This window comes from Rhizobium cerradonense (assembly GCF_030182455.1).
Lineage (GTDB): Bacteria > Pseudomonadota > Alphaproteobacteria > Rhizobiales > Rhizobiaceae > Rhizobium.
Genome location: NZ_JAQJCK010000003.1, coordinates 119,402 through 138,966 on the forward strand (window position 1 = coordinate 119,402; position 19,565 = coordinate 138,966).

Sequence of the window (19,565 nt, forward strand, 5' to 3'; positions counted from 1 at the left end):
GAAACGCTTTTTCGGTCCATAATTCCGTTCAGAGGCGGCTTTTAAGTATCTGATATCCGCATCCATTCGGTTGGCTATTTGTCCTTGCCCCCACCAACATCGACTTTGAACCACCCGCGTGTGTCCAATTTTATACTCATGCGGTCAATTAACTTGAACAGCAGGCCCTCACGCGGGCGGAATTTAACAGTTGCCCTCATTTCTTGACCGGCCTCAGTGATTGTAAAACCCATTTCACCTTCAACTATCAGATTTCTATCATGTAGCTGGTCAACAATATTCCGAACGTCAGATGGACCCTTCACAATTTCCATTTTACCGATGGGATGGCCAATTCGTTCGGATAGCTCAGCAACGTTCGCGAGGGTCTTTAGTTCGGCAATACCCCGATCGATGAGACCAAGAGCGGCGTGGTCGAGCGGGGGGGAGAAATATTGCGACAGTCCAAGCGAGCCAAGACGTTCCTTAATGTCGTCTTTCCTAATGTTGGTTGAAAATAAGTCCCAATCGCGTTGGTCCAGCTCAAAAAGTGGAACCGGGCACAGACCTCGGCCTCTATCAGCCGCTTGGCTGTCGACCTCAAGCATAGGTGCAAACGAAATCGTTTGATTGTTGCTTTCATTCTTTACAAAGACGCGATTGAGATCAATCGCTGCCATCTGGCGGATAAAAAGAACTAACTGTTCGGATACACCTAATCCGGATATTATAGATCCACGCAAAACAGGCATAATAAACGAAGATACACCAGCTAAATCCAGTATTTTCTGAGCATTTGTTAATGTAGATCCAACATCATTACCTTGGGGCAGTGGATTGGCTTTTAGCGCATTAGTGAATGACTCTGCTGCGGTTTGGAATGCAGTCAGATCGAGTTCAGTTCCGCCGATGAGACCGGAAACGACACTCGCAATATGATAGGTGTCGAGGGTAACAGGTCGGGCAGTAAGAACGTTATACTCGGGATTTGCTAGGGCCATATCGCTATGGACGAGCGCCGCGAGCTTGGGATCCATTTCCTTAGAGATCAGCAACAGCCGTTTGCGGTTTTCATCGATGCCAACTGTGAAAAATTCGTGCTCTAGTCCAGAGCGACCGTCCAAACGCGCTTTGGAGGCTACCTCAAAATCTAGTGCTTCGGCAAAAGCACGCCAGAAGTGATACTGCATGCAATTTGGTCCTTGCCTGGTCCTAAATTCATTGATTCGTTTGCTCGCCAGAGTACCGCTTAATTTGTTTGCAAGCGATTCTTTAGCAGCCGCTCAAGAGCAACCAAATCGACCTAACGCGCTAAAAGAAGTGAGCCGCGGTCGGTCCTATTGTGGCGAAGCAGGTTCTGCGTGGTGATGCAGGCAGTAATGCCGATTTAAGCGCCTTGGCAGTCCCTCTTCGTGATCTCGCCGACAAGAATCGACCGCCCCGCCAAGCGCCGAGCACACCCCAAAACAAAAACAGGCGACTCTTTCGAGCCGCCTGCGATAGTTCGTCCCCGATAATCCGAGAAACTCAGCTCGCCTTTTCCGGCGGCGCCAGCAGTTCGGCGCAATAGGAGGAGCCGTTGGTGCCGGGCTGGTCGCCGAGGATGTGGACCGAGCGGATGACATAGCTCTGGTTGGTGACGATATCGGCTTTGCAGCTATAAAACCGCTTGCCGCCCTTCTTTTCGCCCTTCTTGCCGGCGACGGTGACCGTCTTGTAGCCGCCGCGCCACGTATAGACGCGGTTGCCGCCTTCGTCGCGATCGGAGAGCGGCGGGCCGTAGGAGGCGAAGAAGCGGCCGGCCGACTGGCCTTCCCAGCGGTCCTGAACCGGGTTGCTCGCAATCGACGGGAGCGCTGTGGTTGTAGTTGTGCAGCTTGCCAGGGCCAGCAACAGCCCCGCCGCGGTGATCATGCGGATATTCATCGTAACGTCCTTGAGCTTCTGTCTCGCATTCGGTTGCGCAAACGCCGCTGTCCCACGACATTTCCGCCTGTCCCGCTAAGGCTTTAGCGCCAAAGCCGGCAAAAGAAAATTCCAATCCGCACGCAGAAGTGGGATTTTGGCAAATGTGTTGCGTCTTACGCACTTCGGCCGGTTCGACACTCATTTTCCTGCCGATTTTCTAAGCAATTGCCTCTGTAATCTTTTCGTCAAAAATCGAATGGTTTTTTTGATTTTGGTGCTTGTGCATCAAAAATGGCTGGTCTATAGAAGCGCCGCTGGTCACGGAGTGTAGCGCAGTCTGGTAGCGCACCACGTTCGGGACGTGGGGGTCGAGTGTTCGAATCACTCCACTCCGACCAGCTTGAAAAGCCCGCATTCGCGGGCTTTTTTCGTTTTTGGGCTTCGGTGCCGATTTCTTCCGCGCCTCCGGTTTATCAAGGCTGCCCAATGTTCGCCCGTTGCTGCTGCCCATGGTGTTGCAACCGGTGCTGACGACGGATGGGCGGAGTATTTGGGATCGGACTCAACGAAAAGCTAATTTAATTAATTCAAAAGTTTGGTTGAAATTAAAAAATTTAATTGATAATATCTAATTGTTAGGCGACTTTCCGCCTACGTGGCTGCACCCGTAGCCACAGCTGGGCCGCCACATCGTCCCCGACAGGCGGCCCAATTTTTGTCTGTATCCACAAATTGGGATTTGCGGAGGTGGACGGGGAGGGCGAAGGAATCTTGCGACGGGCGATGACCACTTTGAGGTCGTGTCGATCAACGCATTTTCCCCATGGCGGCCATTGACTGGAACTAACTCCGCTCTTTCTCCGTTGAAAGTCCAGAGTCCCAAGATGAGCGACGCCCGTAGGCGCGAACGAGATGGTAAGGGTACTCCCGAGGAGATGTACATGGATCTCACCACACTTCTCATAATAGTCGTGATACTTCTTGTGCTGGGTGGCGGCTGGTACGGTCGCGGACGCTGGTATTAAACCGACGATCATCGGGCTGCATCGCTGGATCACAAGCACTGCGAGGCGCTGTTGTGTCCCTAGATCACTGTGCTGATGGGCGAAGCCAATGGATCTCGAGCGGATAAGGGCTTCTATTCGCAGGAGTAATTTTCGATTCCGCCGCGCCAATCAACTCCGCTAAAGCCTCCACAACATCCTTATTGACAAAAACTAAGTCTATCTTACTATTAGCCTGCTAGATTAGATTGACCTCCAATCTGCACCCATGGTGGCCTGGCCGTTTCCCTTGGCTAGGCCACTTTTCTTTTGCTGCGTGCTTTGCTCCCGTCGGCCCCGCCAGTGCCTTGCGCTCGGGCGCGGCATTGGTCTCGGATTTTCCGGTTCTGTTTTTCCTCCGCTCGCTGCCTTCTATCGCTGCAACAAACTGCCGGTAGGGCTCGCCGTGTGATATGCTTTTGCGGCGTGGTCGCTTTTTCGTTGCAGGAAACACTATATACAGAATTGGAGCGGGACGGCTGACTCGATGCTGAGGAGGGGCGCCCGCGTGGTGAAGCGAAGCGAGGGTTAGGGATGCAGTCTTGGCGGGGACGAAATGCCGGCGGCGCGGCTTTGAATTGGGTTGCCGCGATGAACAGGCCGGTTGCTGCCGCTCTGTCCGGGCTGGCGCTGGCCGTGACGATGCTGCTCGCATCCGGCACCCACAATTCGGCACGGGCCGGTGATTGCGGCGATGTGGCTTCGCCTGGTCTCGATTGGAGCGAATGCAGCAAAAACAATATCATGCTGCAGGGTAGTGATCTTCAAAAAGCCAACCTCGTCGGCGCTCATTTCGACGGCACCGATCTCAGCAATGCCAATCTCACATTGGCAAATCTGGAGAAGGCGACGCTGGTGCGCACTTGGTTGAAGAATGCGCGGGCCGATGCGGCGAATTTCTCGAGGATCGAAGCATACCGATCCGATTTCAGCAACATCATGGCCAACGGCGCCAGATTTGCCAGTGCCGAGCTGCAGCGGGCCGAATTCGGCGGCGCGCAGCTTACCAACGCGGATTTCCAGAAGGCCGAGCTTGGCCGTGCCGATTTCGACAAGGCGGTGCTGACGGGGACGAATTTTTCTCTGGCCAATCTTTCCCGCGCTGCTCTGAGCGGCGCGACGATCAAAGGCCCGGTCGCCTTTAGCGGCGCCTTCATGTTTCTGACCCGTATCGAAGGGCTCGATCTCTCGACCGCCACCGGCCTGGAACAGCAGCAAATCAATCTTGCCTGCGGCGATAAGGCGACCAAGTTGCCCGCAGGGCTAAAAACGCCGGAAAGCTGGCCCTGTCCGCCTGACGACAAGGACTGAGTACGATCCGGCCGGCAACGACATAACCGAAAGGCAGCAATCCGATGTTTGCGGAAAAGACGATCCAACACGACAGCAAACCCGAATTCTATCGTGAACTTGCCATTCAGTTGCAGGCGCTGCTCGAAGGCGAGACCGATCCGATCGCCAACGCCGCCAATACGTCAGCGCTGATTTACCAGATGCTGCCGGACCTCAACTGGGCCGGCTTCTATTTCCTGCAGTCGGATGACGAGCTCGTGCTCGGGCCGTTCCAGGGCAAGCCGGCCTGCGTCCGCATCGCGGTCGGCCGCGGCGTGTGCGGGACGGCGGTCGAGGAGGAGCGGTCGATTCTTGTCGAGGACGTGCATGCTTTCCCAGGCCATATCGCCTGCGATGCCGCCTCCCGTTCGGAGCTGGTGGTGCCGCTGTTGCGCGATGGCTATGTTTTCGGTGTCATCGATCTGGATAGCCCGCTCGCCGGCCGCTTCGATACCGACGATCAGGCCGGCATCGAGGCGCTGGCGACGATCTATGCCGCTGCCTGCGACTGGGATCACTGATCGCCGCCAGATGGGCGGCACATCACGCCGCCGTGTGCGATATGGCAAATCGCTTGCCCCATACCTATATCTGCGTCGCAACCACTCCCGCGACGCTCATCGAGTTCGATGTCTGTAACGATATCCAGGGTTCTCTCGTAGTGCCTGGTAGAGTTCGAAATATGCGTCTGAGGGCAAGGAGAACAGGAATGCAGAACTACCGCAAGACTTCCGAGGCTATAGCGAAGCTGTCTCCCGAGCAGTACCGCGTGACGCAGCAAAGCGGTACCGAGCGTCCGGGCACGGGCGAATATCTCAACAACAAGCAGCCCGGCATCTATGTCGACATCGTATCGGGCGAGCCGCTGTTTGCCTCTTCCGACAAGTTCGATTCCGGCTGCGGCTGGCCGAGCTTCACCAAGCCGATCGAAACTGCCAACATCAATGAGCTGACCGACCTTTCGCACGGTATGCTGCGCACCGAAGTGCGCTCCATCCATGGCGATAGCCATTTGGGCCATGTCTTCCCGGATGGACCGGAGGATCGCGGCGGCCTGCGCTATTGCATCAATTCCGCCTCCCTTCGTTTCGTGCATCGCGACAGGATGGAGGCCGAGGGTTATGGTGCCTATCTCGACCAAGTGGAGGATATCCGATGACTACGGAACGTGCAGTTCTCGCCGGCGGTTGTTTCTGGGGCATGCAGGACCTCATCCGCCGCTATAACGGCGTCATCTCGACGCGTGTCGGCTATACCGGCGGCGACGTCCGCAATGCGACCTATCGCAACCACGGCACCCATGCGGAAGCGATCGAGATCGTCTTCGACCCCGAGAAGATCAGTTACCGCGACCTGCTGGAATTCTTCTTCCAGATCCATGATCCGTCCACGCGCAACCGCCAGGGCAACGATGTCGGCATGAGCTATCGCTCGGCTATTTTCTATACCAGCGACGAGCAGAAGCGGGTCGCCTTGGATACGATCGCCGATGTCGACGCTTCTGGTCTCTGGCCGGGCAAGGTCGTCACCGAGGTCACGCCGGCAAGCGATTTCTGGGAGGCCGAGCCGGAGCACCAGGACTATCTGGAGCGTATTCCGAACGGCTACACCTGCCATTTCGTCCGCCCCGGCTGGAAATTGCCGATCAGGCAATCCGGCACTGACACTACCCAGCGCGCGGCGTCCTGAATGACGGACACGTTGGCCGCCGGAGGCGGTCATGGATGAAGGGCTGGGACACTATCTCGGCACATGGGACGTGAGGCGGAAGGTCATCGACCGCCTCAACGCCTCCCTTATCCTCTTCGAAGGTCAGGCGTTCGTCACGCCTCACCAGTTCGAAGAACATGGCGACACGACGATGGACTATGCGACGCTCAGGAGCAGCCGTACCTATCGCCTGCGTGGCGAGGCTGGACATGTCGCCGTCTGCTTCCCCGACCTCACCGAATTCATCCGCATCGGACATGGCGCCTCGCAGCGCGTCGTTCATCATTGCGGCGCGGATCTATATCGCGGTCGCCTTTTCTTTCGCGGGCCGGATGCATGGGCAGAAATGTGGCACGTGCAAGGCCCCCGAAAACACTATCTGAGCCTCGCTCATTATCGGCGCGCCTAGCTCGGCAGTGCGGGATGCGAGGCTAAAAATGCCTGCGCTTCCTTCTGCAGCCATTCGCAGAACAGGACCGATTTTCGATTCCGCCGGGCGCGCCGCAGCGCCACGTAATGATGGCCGCTGTCGATAAAACCCAATGGGGCGGCGAGGCGGCCGAAGCGGATGTCATCGGTCACATAGGGCCAAGGCGCGACGCCGACGCCAAGGCCGGCGCTTGCAGCCTCCAGCATGAAATAGAAATGTTCATATTCCACCCGCGTTCCGACCTCGACCGGCGCGCCCGAGCGCGACAGCCAGTCGCCCCAGGCGCGAAGGCGGGTTCTGGTGTGAAGCTGCGGAACGCCGGCAAAATTCTCCGCGACGGTTCTTTCGAGGGAAGGGGAGATAACCGGGCCTGTCTGCTCGGGAAAAAGCGCGATCACCTCCGCGCCCTGCGGCCAGGGTGCGGCACCGACCCGGATCGCAACGTCGAATCCGTCTCGCATAAAATCGACGGGGCGGGACGATGCCGTCAGGCGAACCTCGATATTGGGATACTCCGCCTGAAACCGGTAAAGCCGCGGGATCAGCCAACGCATGGTGAAGGTGCCGGGGCAGGAGACGTCGAGCGATCCGTCTTCCATATCCGCAACCGACCGCACCGACATGTCGATCTGATCGAAGGCGGAGACCAAGCCAGACAACAAAGTCGAACCCGCCTCGGTCAATCGCAGCTTGTTCTTCGGCCCTTCGAACAGTGGCACGCCCAACACATCCTCGAGATGCTGGATCTGACGGCTGACGGCGCTATGCGTCACGTTCAGCTCATCGGCCGCGAGCGTCATCCGCCCATGCCGGCCGGCGGCTTCGAAGGCGCGTAATGCGTTGAGGGAGGGTATGCGGCGGGGCATGTGAGATTTCCGAACAACTTTTGTTCGATCATATCGTTTTTCTTCTCGCGCACCATAATGTTTTGTCCTGCTTACAATCTAAATTTCCCGTTGAGGGAATAATGAAGTTCGGAAAAGCAAGAGCATTTTCGGCAACCGCAAGGCCGTGCCGAACCAACAACGAAGCTGCTGAATACAGCCAGAAAGCGAGGATGAAGACCATGGCCAACCGACATCAGGACGGCAGCGCCGGTGACGCAAATTACGGCGTCATCGGCACGAATTACGCAAGATACCGCCAGCCGGATCCACATATTGCGGCGTTTATCCGCGCCGCATTGGGCGATGCCCGCAGCGTCCTCAATCTCGGTGCCGGCGCCGGCTCTTATGAGCCCGTTGATCGCGCGGTGACAGCCGTTGAGCCGTCTGCGTCCATGCGGGCGCAGCGGCCCGCGCATCTGCCCGCCGCCATCGATGCTACCGCCGAGAAGCTTCCCTTTGCAGACGACAGTTTCGATGCCTGCATGGCGACATTCACCGTGCATCAGTGGTCCGATCTGGTGGCCGGACTTGGCGAGATGCGGCGGGTGACACGCGGTCCCGTTCTGATCCTGACCGCCGATCCCGACGAGCTCGATCGCTTCTGGCTCGTCGATTACGCACCCGAAGTGATCGCGGTAGAGGCGCGCCGCTATCCGCAAATGGCAACCATCAGCGAAGGATTGGGCGGCAACGCTGAGGTCATTCCCGTGCCGATCCCGCTCCATTGCACTGATGGTTTCGGGGAGGCCTATTACGGACGTCCGGAACGCCTGCTGGAGCCGGGCGCCCGGCTCGCCAACTCGGCCTGGAGCTTCGTCGACGCTTCGATCGGCGAGCGCTTCGTCGCCGAACTCGGACGCGATCTTAAGGACGGTACATGGGATGCCAAATATAGGCATCTGCGCACCCAGCCGGAATTCGAGGGGTCGCTGAAGCTGATCGTCGGTGGCGGGCGATCCTGAACTGGATTAAAAGGGGAAATCTTTTGTCCTCGCCATTCGGCGAGGACACGCTTAACGGTGGATGGGACCGTTCCCAAGGCTGGCGAACGATCCCCGATCAGAAAATGCTATTGGCGAGGCATCCGCCGCCTTGTTTGTGCGGCTCGGGCCAGTTCCTCCAATGTGCGGACGGAGGTCGGCCAATCAATGCAGCCGTCGGTGATGCTTTGGCCATAGACCAGCGCTTTGCCGGGAACGAGATCCTGGCGGCCGCCGACGATGTTGCTCTCCATCATCATGCCCTTGATGTGCCGGTTGCCGGCAGAGATCTGCTCCGCGACCGAGCTGACGACCAGCGGCTGATTCTCGGGGTTCTTGCTGCTATTGGCATGGCTGGCATCGATGATGATCTGCGCATCAAGTCCAGCCTGGAGTGCCTGAGCCGATACTGCCTGCACACTGGCCGCGTCAAAATTGGGCTGCTTGCCGCCGCGCAGAATGATGTGGCAATCCTCGTTGCCGCGCGTCGAGGCAATCGCCGCAAGGCCTTCCTTGGTCACAGCCGGGAAATGATGCGGCTGCGAGGCCGCCACGATCGCATCGAGCGCTATCCTTACGTCGCCATTCGTGCCGTTCTTGAAGCCGACTGGGCACGAAAGACCTGACGCGAGCTGGCGATGCACCTGGCTCTCGGTCGTCCTCGCGCCGATCGCGCCCCAGCTCACCAAGTCGGCGATGTATTGCGGCGTGATCGTATCAAGGAACTCGCAGCCGGCGGGCAGCCCGATTTCGTTGACATCGATCAAAAGGCTTCTCGCAATGCGCAATCCCTCTTCGATGCGGTAGCTTCCGTCGAGATGAGGGTCGTTGATGAGGCCCTTCCAGCCGACCGTCGTGCGAGGCTTCTCGAAATAGACCCGCATGATGATTTCGAGATCGTCGGCGAACCGATCGCGCTGTTCCTTCAGGCGTGTGGCATAGTCCCGTGCAGCGACAGGATCGTGGATGGAGCAGGGGCCGATCACGACGATCAACCGATCATCGTCATTGTGCAGGATGCGGTGAACGGCGCTGCGCGCTTCCGTCACCGTCGTGGTGACGGCCTCATCCCTGGGAATCTCCTCTAAAATACGGGAGGGTGGGGTGAGGGCAGTGATCTCGACAATTCGCAAATCATCAGTGGAATTCAACACGGTATCGGTTCCTTTTTGGGTCATACCGTGCCGACAAAAAAGCCGCCAGGTAGGACTAGCGGCTGTTCGGGTCTATGTCGTTGCGTCGATTTTACCTACGCACGGGCCCGCCTCCGCTGAGAGCAGCGGTACGAATAAAATCGCGAGGCATTTGCGCAGGTGAATGACATGCGGCCTCTCTACGACAAAAAAAGCGGCTTGTCGATGATGTTGATAGGTTCGAAGCGCATCATCACAACCTTTGGCGTGTGCGGCGGCTTCTTCGCTCTGGCGACATGGCTTTCGAACCGGCTGCCGCTCTTCGGCCTTCTGCTGGCAGTTTCCCAAAACAATGCCATCGGTCTTGGCATTGAAGGGTTAGCTTAGCTAGTGTAAGAATAACATTATATATAATATATAGAACACAAAATTCTACCTCCGGATGTCATGCATCCGGTTGGTAGCGATTAAGGAATGTGAGCGGAACCCGTCTCGGAAGGACCGGCCCGGCTTCGCTGGAAGTCGGCCCGGTCCCCATCCGATCAGGGGTCAAGTCAGATCAGATCTCAGAAATGAGGTCTTAGAAGCTACGCTGGAAGCGCAGAACGCCAGCCCACTGGTCCTGGTTGATGGAGTCCCAGTTGGTGTAGGAAACTTCCGGCTGAACCAGGAGGTTCTTAACCGGGTTCCAACGAAGGTTGGCGGTTGCTGCGAAGATCTTCGAGTCGGTGTAGGCAACCTGAGCGTTAGCCTGCAGCTTGTCGTTGAACGGAACGGTGACGCCGCCCCAAACAGCCCAGTCGCCCCAGCCGATGCCCTTGGCCGGGCCTGCGCCGTTCGCGCTGGCGTACTTGTTCAGCTTGTCGCCGTCGGTGTTCCAGCCGCCCATGATGAACGCCTTGAAGACGCCGAAGTCGGCATCGGCGCGAGCCTTGATGGCGCCTTCTTCGACGATGGAGTCATAACCACCGACGACCTTGAAGCCGAAGTTGCCAGCCTTGTAGCCAGCACCGGCAACGACGTCCGGAGCGTAGTGATCCGAGCTGTCTTCGCCGTTGACGCCGGTTGCGCCAGCGCCGGAGTTGGAATCTTCGAGCGAGATGACCGCCGTGAAGCCGTTGCCGGCGTCGTAGTTGTAGGTCAACTGGTTGAGTTCGTACGGGCCGTCATAGACGACGTCGTCGTTGATGACGTTGCCAGCGTAACCCATGTACAGGTTGTACTGCGAGTCGAGCTTACCGATGGTGAAGCCAGCGAGGCTGATGTTAGCGAACAGAAGCTTCGTGCTCGTGGAGCCGCCTTCCTGCCAATCCCAACGGTAGATGGTGTTGGTCTTCAACGGACCAAACTCGGTGTCGGTCGCGGTATCGACGCTCAGCTGAGCGCGGGTGTGCCACAGCGTACCAAAACGGTCAGCCGGGTTGTAGGCGTTGTACCACTTGCCTTCGGTGCGGACCATGCCGCCGATCTTGAGGCAGGTTTCGGTGCCCGGAATGAAGAAGTAGCCAGCGCCGTATGCGTCGCAGATGCGGACGTATTCGAGCGGCTCCGGTTCAGCAGCAACAACAGCGTCAGCCGCGTGAGCGCCGGAAACTGCTGCAAGCGCAGCAGCGGAGCCGAGAAGAAGGCTCTTGATATTCATAAAAACTCCAATCCAATATAGATTGGGCACAGGCCATCGCGCCGAGAAATCGACGTGCCTCACCCTATCCCTGTTAAAAACCCCGACTCGGGAGAAACGGGCCCCACCCGCTTCTGTCCGCTATTAAGACCGAATTCCTGTAAAGTAATATGATATATTTTTCTCAGAATGACGTTTTCGTGATTTTTCATTTTAAGTTGCATGAAAGCAACATCTGCAAATACAAATAGTAAGGCTGGCATAATATTGCCTGCGTAATAATCATTTCGAAGTAGAAAGAATGGGAAACGACGCCGGACAAGGTGCAGGGGAAGGGTGCGCGCCCAGCAATTCCGCGCAGAAGATCAAAGCCGCGCTCAAGCCACGCCTTCCGCGACATCGGGAGTTGGATTGTACGCGCGATGAAAGTCGAAATGCGCCGGGGTAATTAAGGACGTAATTAATAGAGCGCGGTGCGCTTCGAAGTCGGCGATATCAGCCTGCTCAGCATGGCGCCGATCGCGATGCCCCAGAGAGCTCCGGTCATGGCGACGATGATATCCATCGAAGAGCCATAACTTCCGTTTGCCAGGAAATGCGAGAAGCAGAGCACCGAGACGCTGCCGATCATCAGCAGGCAGGTGAAGGAGGGGGACTGCGGATAGGCAAGTCGCGCCAGCATGCCCGCGACGCAGAGTGCGCCGGCACGATACATGTTGAAGGGGTTGCCAAATTCGGCCTGCCAATTGAGATGCGCAAAGGTCACGGCAACCAGTGCCGCGATGTAGCCCCAAGCGATAATTTTCAAAAACCGACCAGATATCATGGGCCTATTGTACAACAATGGTGGAGCGAAACTCCAGTCTCTGGCGTTTCCCAGGGGTTCTGATCGCCATCTTGGGGTGCACACATTTTGTGTGTTCGAGAAATATATTGTTGTGCGCGACGAAAGACGGAAGCGTTTGCCGTTCATACTTTCTTAAGCGGAGAATGCGCCAACACATGGAGAAACTTTCGACATTTCTCACAAAAAAGGGGCCACTCGGCCCCTTTTCCATCACGAATTTAATTTCGATCAAATATCGCTGGCGGCGTTTGCCCAGATCTCCGCAGCTTGCGCGGCGGTGACGCGGCGAACTTCGGTTTCGTCGCGGCGACTGGCGAAGAGTTCGCTCGCCATGATCTGGTCGGCAAGATCGGCCGGCAGCGACAGGAGGACGCGTTGGCCATCCTTGTGGATGCCGCCGATATCGGTGCGCTTACCGGTGATCATACCGCCGGCGACCGTGTTGTTGCTGTCCGGATCGATCAGGATGAAAGATCCGGTCGAGCGGTTCTGTTCGTAGGGGTCGAAGACCGCAGCCTCGTCGAAGGAAAGGCGGACCTTTCCGATGGCATTCATCCACAGCGACTGTGCCGGTGCCCAGGCGCCGGTCTTCAGCTCGAGCTGAGCGATGGGTTGCACCTGCACGCGCTGGCGGCGGCTGCCGCTCTTCAGCCAATAGCGCTTGCCCGGCTCGATGCCCTCCGGCTGCAGCGCGACGATCTGAGCGTCGAAGGCAAGGCCGGATTGCGGCTGGCTGTCGATGGCGACGATCATGTCACCGCGCGACACGTCCACCTGGCGGTCGAGCACCAGCGTAATCGCGTCTCCTGCGACGGCGGCGTTGCGGACGAGATCGAAGGTAACGATCTTGGAGACATTGGCGACCATGCCCGACGGTAGGATCATGACGCTGTCGCCCGGCTTCACCGAGCCGCCGGCAACGGTGCCCTGATAGCCGCGGAAGCTTTCGCCCGGGCGCGATACGCGCTGGACGGAAAGGCGGAAACCGACCGCCTGAGCCGAACGCACGGTGGCGAGTTCCAGTGTCTCGACCAGCGTCGGACCGGTGTACCAGGGCATCGCGGCCTGGCCGGAATAAACGACATTTTCACCCTTCAGCGCCGACATCGGAATGGCGGTGATCTGCTTGACGCCGAGCGACAGAGCGAATTCGCGGAAATCATGCGAAATCTTCTCGAAACCGGCACGGTCGTAGTTCGTCAGGTCGATCTTGTTGATGGCGAGCACGAACTGCTTGATGCCGAGCAGCGAAGCGATGGTCGCATGGCGGCGCGTCTGTTCGAGGATGCCCATGCGCGCATCGACCAGTAGCACGGCGAGGTCGGCGGTGGAGGCGCCGGTCGCCATGTTGCGGGTGTATTGCTCGTGGCCGGGCGTGTCGGCGACGATGAAGGAGCGCTTGTCGGTCGAGAAATAGCGATAGGCGACATCGATGGTGATGCCCTGTTCGCGCTCGGCCTGAAGGCCATCGAGCAGAAGTGCGAAGTCGGGCAGGCCGAGATCGTTCTGCTTGCCGGTGGAATCGCGCTGCAGCGTGGCGGCCTGGTCTTCCTTCACGGCCTTGGTGTCCCAGAGCAGACGACCGATCAGCGTGGATTTGCCGTCATCGACGCTGCCGCATGTGATCAGGCGAAGCGGACGCGTATCGCGCACTGCCTTGGCAGGCTCGGCGGCAGGCAGGGTGACGACGTTTGCGGTTGCGGCTGCAGTCATCTCAGAAATATCCTTCACGCTTCTTCTTTTCCATGGAGCCGGATTGGTCGCGGTCGATGGCGCGGCCCTGTCGTTCGGAAACCGTGGCGATTTCCAGCTCGGCAATAACATCTTCGAGTGTGGTGGCAGTGGAGCGGATCGCGCCCGTCAGCGGGAAGCAGCCGAGCGTACGGAAACGGATGACTTCCTCGCGCTTGACCTCGCCCGGCAGCAGTTCAAGCCGCGGATCGGCGGCCATGATCATCATGCCGTCGCGCTCGACGATAGGGCGCTTCTCGGCGAAATAGAGCGGCACGATCGGAATGTCTTCGGCCTGGATGTAGCGCCAGATGTCGACCTCGGTCCAGTTCGACAGCGGGAAGACGCGGACGCTCTCACCCTTGCGGATCTGGCCGTTATAGATGTTCCAGAGTTCCGGGCGCTGGTTGCGCGGATCCCAGCGATGGTCCGGCGTGCGGAAGGAATAGATGCGTTCCTTGGCGCGCGAAGCCTCTTCGTCGCGGCGCGCACCGCCGAAAGCGGCGTCGTACTGACCGGCATCGAGCGCCTGGCGCAGCGCTTCGGTCTTCATGATGTCGGTATAACGTGCCGAGCCGTGGGTAAAGGGTGTGATGTTTTCGGCCTTGCCGCGCGGATTGATGTGCTCGATCAGATCGAGATCGTATTTCTTCACGATCTCGTCGCGGAAGGTGATCATCTCGGCGAATTTCCAGCCGGTGTTCACATGCAGCAGCGGGAAGGGCACGCGGCCGGGATAGAAGGCCTTGCGGGCCAGATGCAGCAGCACGGAGGAATCCTTGCCGATCGAATACAGCATCACTGGACGCTCGAATTCGGCCGCCACTTCGCGGAAGATATGAATCGACTCGTTTTCCAGCGCCTTCAAATGCGGATCGAGCGGCGGCTTGGTGCTCTGCGGATTGGACAGTTCCGTATCCGGACGGCTATCGGGCATTTCTAACTCCAGAACTTCAGATAGTCCCGACCGGGAGGCTGGCCGGAAGAATAGGATATGTTTGGTTCCCGGTAGGCTGGCGGCAGGTTGAGCTGCGCCTCATACCGATGCCGGGAACCGGCGGGATACGTCACTGTGCAGCGACTGCGGCTTCCTCCTGAACATGCAGGCCGCATTCGCGTTTCTCATCGTTTTCCCACCACCAGCGACCGGCCCGCTCGGGCTCGCCCGGCTTGATGGCGCGAGTGCAGGGTTCACAGCCAATAGAGGGATAGCCGCGTTGGTGCAACGGGTTCACCGGCACGCTGTTGTCGGCGACATAGGCGCGGATCGCATCGATGTCCCAATCGGCAAGCGGGTTGACCTTGATGAGATTGCGCTCGGGATCGTATTCGGCAAAAGCCGTATCGGCGCGATTGGCCGACTGGCCGCGGCGCAGGCCGGTGACCCAGATCGTGGCGCCGGAAAGTGCTCGCGCAAGCGGCTTGAGCTTGCGCACGCCACAACAGGCATGCCGGGCTTCGACGCTCTCATAGAAACCGTTGAGGCCATACTTTTCCGCATAGGCATCGATATCGGCCTGCTCCGGCTCGTAGCGGCTGATGCGGATGTCGTATTGGCTTTCGGTTTCGTCGATCAACGCCAGCGTTTCGGGAAAAAGGCGGCCGGTCTGCAGCGTTGCAACTTCGATCGGCAGGCGGTGATTGCCGATCTCCGCCGTGATGACCTGATCTTCGATTCCGAGGGAGGTCGTAAAGACGGCACGGCCGCCGAGGCCGGCGACCAGAGACAGACGGCCGGCGAGATCAAGCGACGCCAACCGGCTGTTCAGCGTTCCGGCTTCTTCGATAAGAGTGATGGCAGTCATAGGGAGTCCTGTCCTGATATTGCCCCGGAGTATCGCAGCTTGTCAGCGGAGCGGACAGAAAAATGGATTTCGAAAGCAAGGGAATAGAGAGCAAATATCTCCATGAAGCCACGTCCATGCGGAAAACCGACCGCCTCGGCTGTTAACCAAGACGTTTTGCCCTCTGCGGAAGGCCGGCGTGGCAGCACCGATAAGACTAGTCATATCTAAGTGCTTGCTTTAATGTCTATAGAAATAGTAGGGTTACACGCGGCTTGTCAAACGGAAATCGGAAGTGATGGTCAAAAAGATGCGGAAGGCCGAATTTTGTCCTAAACTGCTGACATAAAATGACAGAATGAAAACAAGGCTGGGTTGCCAGCGATGCCAAGCTATTCGCGGTCTACATATTGATGCGTATGGAAGCTTGGTGAAAGTGTTGAAAGTTCCGAAACGATGTGGCCGGATGTATCGGGTGAGCGCATCGTATGTGTGTGTAGACGGTTCGAAATGATCACTCAAAAAGCAAAATATGCGTTGCGGGCGCTGTCTGCTCTGGCTCAGACCGAGGCGGGCGAGCCGATGATGATTTCCGATATTGCCGCGCAGCAGAAAATCCCGAAGAAATTTCTGGAACAGATCCTTCTCGACCTGAAACATCAGGGCATCGTCATCAGCCGCCGCGGCAAGCAGGGTGGTTATCTCCTGCGCAAGCCGGCGAATGAAATCACCTTCGGCGAGATCCTGCGCATCATCGACGGGCCGATCGCGCCGCTACCCTGTCTTTCCATCACCGCCTATCGTCGCTGCGACGATTGCGATGGCGAACAGACCTGCGAAATCCGCCATGTTTTCGCCAGGGTCGCTGACGCCACCCGCAAGGTCCTGTTCTCGACAACTATCGCCGATGCGGTGGCGTTGCCGGAAAACGCCGAGGTCACGCGGCTGCTGGCCTGAGTGGGGCTTTTCAGCCGGCGGCGTGCTCTTCGCCAGCTTCTTTCTCGATTGTCCGACGCGCCCGGATCGCCGCGGCGATGAAAACGCGCGAGAGCCCATGATAGAGCGGTTCGCGCGATAGGAGGCGCGAGGTGACATAACCGATCATCGACACCGCCATGATCGGAATGACGGCCTGATGGTCGCCTGTCATTTCCAGGATGATGACGAAGGCCGTCATTGGCGCCTGCACCACGCCTGCGAAATAGCCCGCCATGCCAAGGATCGCCGCCAATGCGATGCTGCTGCCAATGAGAGTGCCGATCGTACTGCCGAAACCGGCGCCGACGGCGAGCGACGGCGCGAAAATGCCGCCTGGAATGCCTGATATCATCGACAGGAAACTTGCCAGCAGTTTTTCGACGAAGAACAGCAGGGGCAGGGCATGTCCTTCCACAGCGCCGCGCGCTTGGTCATAGCCGGTGCCGAACGTGCTGCCGCCGGACGTGACGCCGATCGCGGCAACCACCAGGCCACAGCAACCGGCAAGCATCAGCATGCGCTTGAGAGGCTGCGGTTGTGCCCACCGGCGAACGCGTATGCCGGCATATAGCGCAAAACCGCTGAAAGCTGCCCCAAGCGCGCCGCCGCCGATGCCGCAGATCAGGACGAGCGCCCAATCCGCAAGTGCGGCCGGAGCGGCATTGGCTGTGCCGAAATAATTATAGCTGCCGGAGAGACCGAGGGCGGCAAGGCCGGAGAGGATAACTGCAGTGAGTACCAGACCATTGGCACGCGATTCATAGGTCCTGCTCATCTCTTCGATGGCGAAGACGATGCCGGCGAGCGGTGTGTTGAAGGCGGCGGCAATGCCGGCGGCCGAACCCGCCAAGATCAAGCCTTTGGCCTGCGCCATGCCGCCGAAGCGGGCAACCGCCAGCATGAAGGAGGCGCCCACCTGCACCGTCGGTCCCTCGCGGCCGATCGAGGCGCCGCAGAACAGCCCGAGAATGGTCAGCACGATCTTTCCAAAGGCAAGCCGAAGCGACAGCAGCTTCGTGCGGTCTTCGTCATGATGCAGATGCCGCGCCGCGATCGCCTGCGGAATGCCGCTGCCTTGAGAATTCGGAAACAGTGTCGCCGCAAGCCAGGCTGAGAGCACGAAGCCGAGCGGCGTCATGACGAGCGGCAACAGAGAGGTCCATTCTCCGGAACTTATCACTCCGGCAAAGGCGCGCTGCGCCAGGTCGGCCAGCTTGGCGAAACCGACGCTGATTACTCCGATCGCCAGAGCCCCAGTCCAAAACACCAGCCGCGGCCGCCAGAGATGGATCGAACCCCAGAAAACACGAGAACGGCGGAGGAGTTTGGATTTGCGGTAGATAGGGGGCATGGATTTCGAGCCGGACGGACTATCAAATCGTGACGCTGCACTTTAGGTCCGAACGTTTAACCGCAGGATAAAGATCGCGATAGTCAAACTGTGTTACGGTCGTTCACCTCAGACCCGCATTGACTGACACGACGGTGACCGTCCTTGCCGTCCGGCATCAGCGGGAAGAGGATTATCACTGAAGCCCATCGACGGTTACCGATCGCTCACCGCCCATCGCGGGTTGATCCACGGCTCCTGATTCGATCGCGCCAGCCTTGGCTTGCCGAGAATATGGTCGGCAGCTTTTTCGCCGGTCATGATCGAAGGACCGTTGAGATTGCCGTAGGTGATGTGCGGAAAGATCGAGCTGTCGGCGACGCGCAGGCCATCGACGCCGATGACGCGGGTGTCCGGGTCGACCACGGCCATGGGGTCGTCCTTCGAGCCCATCTTGCAGGTGCCGCAAGGGTGATAGGCGCTCTCCAGATGGTGGCGCAAAAAGGCGTCGATCTGGTCATCGGTCTGGACGTCTGGGCCTGGCTGGATTTCCGGGCCGCGATATTCGTTGAAGGCCTCTTGCCCGAAGATTTCGCGTGTGAGGCGCACGCAATGGCGGAATTTTTCCCAATCCTCCGGATGGCTCATATAGTTGAAGCGGATGACGGGATCGGCCTTGGGGTCAGAGGAGCGCAACGTCACGGCACCCCGCGATTTCGACAGGTTATAGCCGACATGCGCCTGGAATCCGTGGCTCTTCGCCGCCGCCTTGCCGTCATAGCTGATGGCGACCGGCAGGAAGTGATATTGGATATCGGGCTGCTTGACCCCCGGCGCAGATCGCACGAAGGCACAGGCTTCGAACTGGTTGGAAGTGCCGAGGCCGGATTTGAAGAACATCCACTGCGCGCCGGCGATGCCCTGCATGTACCAGGGCAGCCAGGAATAGAGCGAAACCGGCTTCAGGCTGGTCTGCTGGAAATAGAATTCCATGTGGTCCTGCAGATTGGCGCCGACGCCCGGCCGGTTCACTTTCACCTCGATGCCCATCTCCTGTAGATGCGCCGCAGGGCCGATGCCGGAGAGCATCAGCAGCTTCGGTGAGTTGAAGGAGGAGGCCGAGACGATGACCTCGCGGTTCGCCTTGACGATCTCGATCTTGCCACTGCGTTCGATTTCAACGCCTGTCGCACGGCCGTTTTCGATCACCACCCTGCGGGCGAGGCAACGGATCAGTTGGACATTCGGCCGCTTCAGCGCCGGCTTCAGATAGGCGGTCGCCGCCGACCAGCGCCGGCCGGCCCAGGTGGTCTGTTCCATCAGGCCGAAGCCTTCCTGCTTGCCGCCGTTATAATCTTCGGTCGCCTCGAAGCCCGCCTGCTTGCCGGCTTCGATGAAGGCATGGAACAGCGGATTGCGGGCATCGCCGCGCCGCACATGCAAGGGGCCGTCGGTCCCGCGCCAGCCCTCTTCGCCGCCATGCGAATGTTCCATCCGCTTGAAATAGGGGAGCACATCGGCATAGGCCCAGCCATTAGCGCCAAGCTCCTCCCAGCGGTTGAAATCCTCCGCGTGACCGCGGACATAGACCATGCCGTTGATCGAGGACGAGCCACCAATGACCTTGCCGCGCGGCGCCGTGATGCGCCGGTTGTTGAGCTGCGGCTCCGGCTCGGAGAGATAACCCCAATTGTAGCGGCTCATGCTCATCGGCCAGGCAAGCGCCGCCGGCATCTGGATGAAGGGTCCAACATCGCTGCCGCCAAATTCCAATACGATGACCGAATGCTTACCGTCTTCCGACAGCCGATAGGCCATGGCGGAGCCGGCGGAACCTGAGCCGATGATGACGAAATCTGCCTGCATTTTTGT

At 58.6% G+C, this 19,565-nt stretch carries 19 protein-coding genes and 1 tRNA gene; 9 read left to right on the plus strand and 11 right to left on the minus strand.

What is annotated here, in order from left to right; all coding sequences use genetic code 11:
• Nucleotides 1-74 precede the first annotated feature (74 nt).
• Nucleotides 75-1,169: a hypothetical protein gene (locus tag PH547_RS08165; RefSeq protein WP_285167975.1), complete on the minus strand. Its 1,095-nt coding sequence runs from the start codon at nt 1,167-1,169 to the stop codon at nt 75-77.
• A gap of 337 nt (nt 1,170-1,506) precedes the next feature.
• Complete coding sequence (locus PH547_RS08170; RefSeq protein ID WP_104822281.1) at nt 1,507-1,905, minus strand: hypothetical protein; 399 nt, start codon at nt 1,903-1,905, stop codon at nt 1,507-1,509.
• Nucleotides 1,906-2,208: 303 nt separating this feature from the next.
• Between PH547_RS08170 and PH547_RS08175 the strand changes: the two genes are divergently transcribed.
• From PH547_RS08175 to PH547_RS08200, 6 genes are all read left to right on the plus strand, one after another.
• Nucleotides 2,209-2,285, plus strand: a tRNA-Pro gene (locus PH547_RS08175).
• Nucleotides 2,286-3,521: 1,236 nt separating this feature from the next.
• A complete protein-coding gene (locus PH547_RS08180) occupies nt 3,522-4,241 on the plus strand; it encodes a pentapeptide repeat-containing protein (protein ID WP_445945001.1) in 720 nt (239 codons plus the stop codon).
• A 44-nt stretch (nt 4,242-4,285) separates the two neighbouring features.
• The gene (locus PH547_RS08185) at nt 4,286-4,783 is read left to right on the plus strand and encodes a GAF domain-containing protein (protein WP_104822333.1); all 498 of its coding nucleotides are present in this window, start codon (nt 4,286-4,288) and stop codon (nt 4,781-4,783) included.
• 188 nt (nt 4,784-4,971) lie between these two features.
• Nucleotides 4,972-5,421: a peptide-methionine (R)-S-oxide reductase MsrB gene (gene msrB, locus PH547_RS08190; protein WP_104822334.1), complete on the plus strand. Its 450-nt coding sequence runs from the start codon at nt 4,972-4,974 to the stop codon at nt 5,419-5,421.
• Nucleotides 5,418-5,951 (plus strand): peptide-methionine (S)-S-oxide reductase MsrA, encoded by a 534-nt coding sequence (gene msrA / locus PH547_RS08195; protein WP_104822335.1) that lies wholly within the window; start codon nt 5,418-5,420, stop codon nt 5,949-5,951. The genes msrB and msrA overlap by 4 nt, the downstream gene beginning before the upstream one ends.
• 31 nt (nt 5,952-5,982) lie before the next feature.
• On the plus strand, nt 5,983-6,381 hold the full coding sequence (locus PH547_RS08200; protein WP_283049511.1) for a DUF6314 family protein: 399 nt from the start codon (nt 5,983-5,985) through the stop codon (nt 6,379-6,381).
• Here the strand turns inward: PH547_RS08200 and PH547_RS08205 are convergent.
• On the minus strand, nt 6,378-7,268 hold the full coding sequence (locus tag PH547_RS08205) for a LysR family transcriptional regulator (protein WP_104822337.1): 891 nt from the start codon (nt 7,266-7,268) through the stop codon (nt 6,378-6,380). The two genes, PH547_RS08200 and PH547_RS08205, sit on opposite strands and share 4 nt — an antisense overlap.
• A gap of 191 nt (nt 7,269-7,459) precedes the next feature.
• On the opposite strand from PH547_RS08205, the gene PH547_RS08210 reads away from it, so the two are divergent.
• On the plus strand, nt 7,460-8,251 hold the full coding sequence (locus tag PH547_RS08210; RefSeq protein WP_104825015.1) for a class I SAM-dependent methyltransferase: 792 nt from the start codon (nt 7,460-7,462) through the stop codon (nt 8,249-8,251).
• 107 nt (nt 8,252-8,358) lie between these two features.
• Here the strand turns inward: PH547_RS08210 and PH547_RS08215 are convergent, their stop codons facing one another.
• Nucleotides 8,359-9,447 (minus strand): 3-deoxy-7-phosphoheptulonate synthase, encoded by a 1,089-nt coding sequence (locus PH547_RS08215; protein WP_199773527.1) that lies wholly within the window; start codon nt 9,445-9,447, stop codon nt 8,359-8,361.
• A gap of 144 nt (nt 9,448-9,591) precedes the next feature.
• Here PH547_RS08215 and PH547_RS08220 point away from each other — a divergent pair, with 144 nt between their 5' ends.
• The gene (locus PH547_RS08220; protein ID WP_104822339.1) at nt 9,592-9,789 is read left to right on the plus strand and encodes a hypothetical protein; all 198 of its coding nucleotides are present in this window, start codon (nt 9,592-9,594) and stop codon (nt 9,787-9,789) included.
• Nucleotides 9,790-9,982: 193 nt separating this feature from the next.
• Here the strand turns inward: PH547_RS08220 and PH547_RS08225 are convergent, their stop codons facing one another.
• The 5 genes from PH547_RS08225 to PH547_RS08245 all read right to left on the minus strand — a co-directional run bounded on the left by PH547_RS08225 (nt 9,983) and on the right by PH547_RS08245 (nt 15,406).
• Complete coding sequence (locus tag PH547_RS08225) at nt 9,983-11,044, minus strand: porin (RefSeq protein ID WP_104822340.1); 1,062 nt, start codon at nt 11,042-11,044, stop codon at nt 9,983-9,985.
• Nucleotides 11,045-11,483: 439 nt separating this feature from the next.
• Nucleotides 11,484-11,831: a hypothetical protein gene (locus PH547_RS08230; protein ID WP_104825016.1), complete on the minus strand. Its 348-nt coding sequence runs from the start codon at nt 11,829-11,831 to the stop codon at nt 11,484-11,486.
• 267 nt (nt 11,832-12,098) lie between these two features.
• Complete coding sequence (cysN, locus tag PH547_RS08235) at nt 12,099-13,583, minus strand: sulfate adenylyltransferase subunit CysN (RefSeq protein WP_104822342.1); 1,485 nt, start codon at nt 13,581-13,583, stop codon at nt 12,099-12,101.
• A gap of 1 nt (nt 13,584) precedes the next feature.
• Nucleotides 13,585-14,538, minus strand: a complete 954-nt coding sequence (gene cysD, locus PH547_RS08240) for a sulfate adenylyltransferase subunit CysD (RefSeq protein ID WP_104822343.1) — start codon at nt 14,536-14,538, stop codon at nt 13,585-13,587.
• Nucleotides 14,539-14,668: 130 nt separating this feature from the next.
• On the minus strand, nt 14,669-15,406 hold the full coding sequence (locus PH547_RS08245; RefSeq protein WP_104822344.1) for a phosphoadenylyl-sulfate reductase: 738 nt from the start codon (nt 15,404-15,406) through the stop codon (nt 14,669-14,671).
• Between the two features lie 489 nt (nt 15,407-15,895).
• On the opposite strand from PH547_RS08245, the gene PH547_RS08250 reads away from it, so the two are divergent.
• Complete coding sequence (locus PH547_RS08250; RefSeq protein ID WP_104822345.1) at nt 15,896-16,342, plus strand: RrF2 family transcriptional regulator; 447 nt, start codon at nt 15,896-15,898, stop codon at nt 16,340-16,342.
• Nucleotides 16,343-16,352: 10 nt separating this feature from the next.
• Here the strand turns inward: PH547_RS08250 and PH547_RS08255 are convergent, their stop codons facing one another.
• Both PH547_RS08255 and betA read right to left on the minus strand, forming a co-directional pair.
• Complete coding sequence (locus PH547_RS08255) at nt 16,353-17,714, minus strand: chloride channel protein (protein WP_104822346.1); 1,362 nt, start codon at nt 17,712-17,714, stop codon at nt 16,353-16,355.
• 195 nt (nt 17,715-17,909) lie between these two features.
• Nucleotides 17,910-19,559, minus strand: a complete 1,650-nt coding sequence (gene betA, locus PH547_RS08260; protein WP_104822347.1) for a choline dehydrogenase — start codon at nt 19,557-19,559, stop codon at nt 17,910-17,912.
• Between the last annotated feature and the right edge of the window lie 6 nt (nt 19,560-19,565).

Coding starts and splice junctions, on each gene's coding strand:
- PH547_RS08165 (WP_285167975.1), bottom strand. CDS start 1,169: ATGCAGTATCACTTCTGGCGTGCTTTTGCCGAAGCACTAGATTTTGAG.
- PH547_RS08170 (WP_104822281.1), bottom strand. CDS start 1,905: ATGAATATCCGCATGATCACCGCGGCGGGGCTGTTGCTGGCCCTGGCA.
- PH547_RS08180 (WP_445945001.1), top strand. CDS start 3,522: ATGAACAGGCCGGTTGCTGCCGCTCTGTCCGGGCTGGCGCTGGCCGTG.
- PH547_RS08185 (WP_104822333.1), top strand. CDS start 4,286: ATGTTTGCGGAAAAGACGATCCAACACGACAGCAAACCCGAATTCTAT.
- msrB (WP_104822334.1), top strand. CDS start 4,972: ATGCAGAACTACCGCAAGACTTCCGAGGCTATAGCGAAGCTGTCTCCC.
- msrA (WP_104822335.1), top strand. CDS start 5,418: ATGACTACGGAACGTGCAGTTCTCGCCGGCGGTTGTTTCTGGGGCATG.
- PH547_RS08200 (WP_283049511.1), top strand. CDS start 5,983: ATGGATGAAGGGCTGGGACACTATCTCGGCACATGGGACGTGAGGCGG.
- PH547_RS08205 (WP_104822337.1), bottom strand. CDS start 7,268: ATGCCCCGCCGCATACCCTCCCTCAACGCATTACGCGCCTTCGAAGCC.
- PH547_RS08210 (WP_104825015.1), top strand. CDS start 7,460: ATGAAGACCATGGCCAACCGACATCAGGACGGCAGCGCCGGTGACGCA.
- PH547_RS08215 (WP_199773527.1), bottom strand. CDS start 9,447: ATGACCCAAAAAGGAACCGATACCGTGTTGAATTCCACTGATGATTTG.
- PH547_RS08220 (WP_104822339.1), top strand. CDS start 9,592: ATGCGGCCTCTCTACGACAAAAAAAGCGGCTTGTCGATGATGTTGATA.
- PH547_RS08225 (WP_104822340.1), bottom strand. CDS start 11,044: ATGAATATCAAGAGCCTTCTTCTCGGCTCCGCTGCTGCGCTTGCAGCA.
- cysN (WP_104822342.1), bottom strand. CDS start 13,583: ATGACTGCAGCCGCAACCGCAAACGTCGTCACCCTGCCTGCCGCCGAG.
- cysD (WP_104822343.1), bottom strand. CDS start 14,538: ATGCCCGATAGCCGTCCGGATACGGAACTGTCCAATCCGCAGAGCACC.
- PH547_RS08245 (WP_104822344.1), bottom strand. CDS start 15,406: ATGACTGCCATCACTCTTATCGAAGAAGCCGGAACGCTGAACAGCCGG.
- PH547_RS08250 (WP_104822345.1), top strand. CDS start 15,896: ATGATCACTCAAAAAGCAAAATATGCGTTGCGGGCGCTGTCTGCTCTG.
- PH547_RS08255 (WP_104822346.1), bottom strand. CDS start 17,714: ATGCCCCCTATCTACCGCAAATCCAAACTCCTCCGCCGTTCTCGTGTT.
- betA (WP_104822347.1), bottom strand. CDS start 19,559: ATGCAGGCAGATTTCGTCATCATCGGCTCAGGTTCCGCCGGCTCCGCC.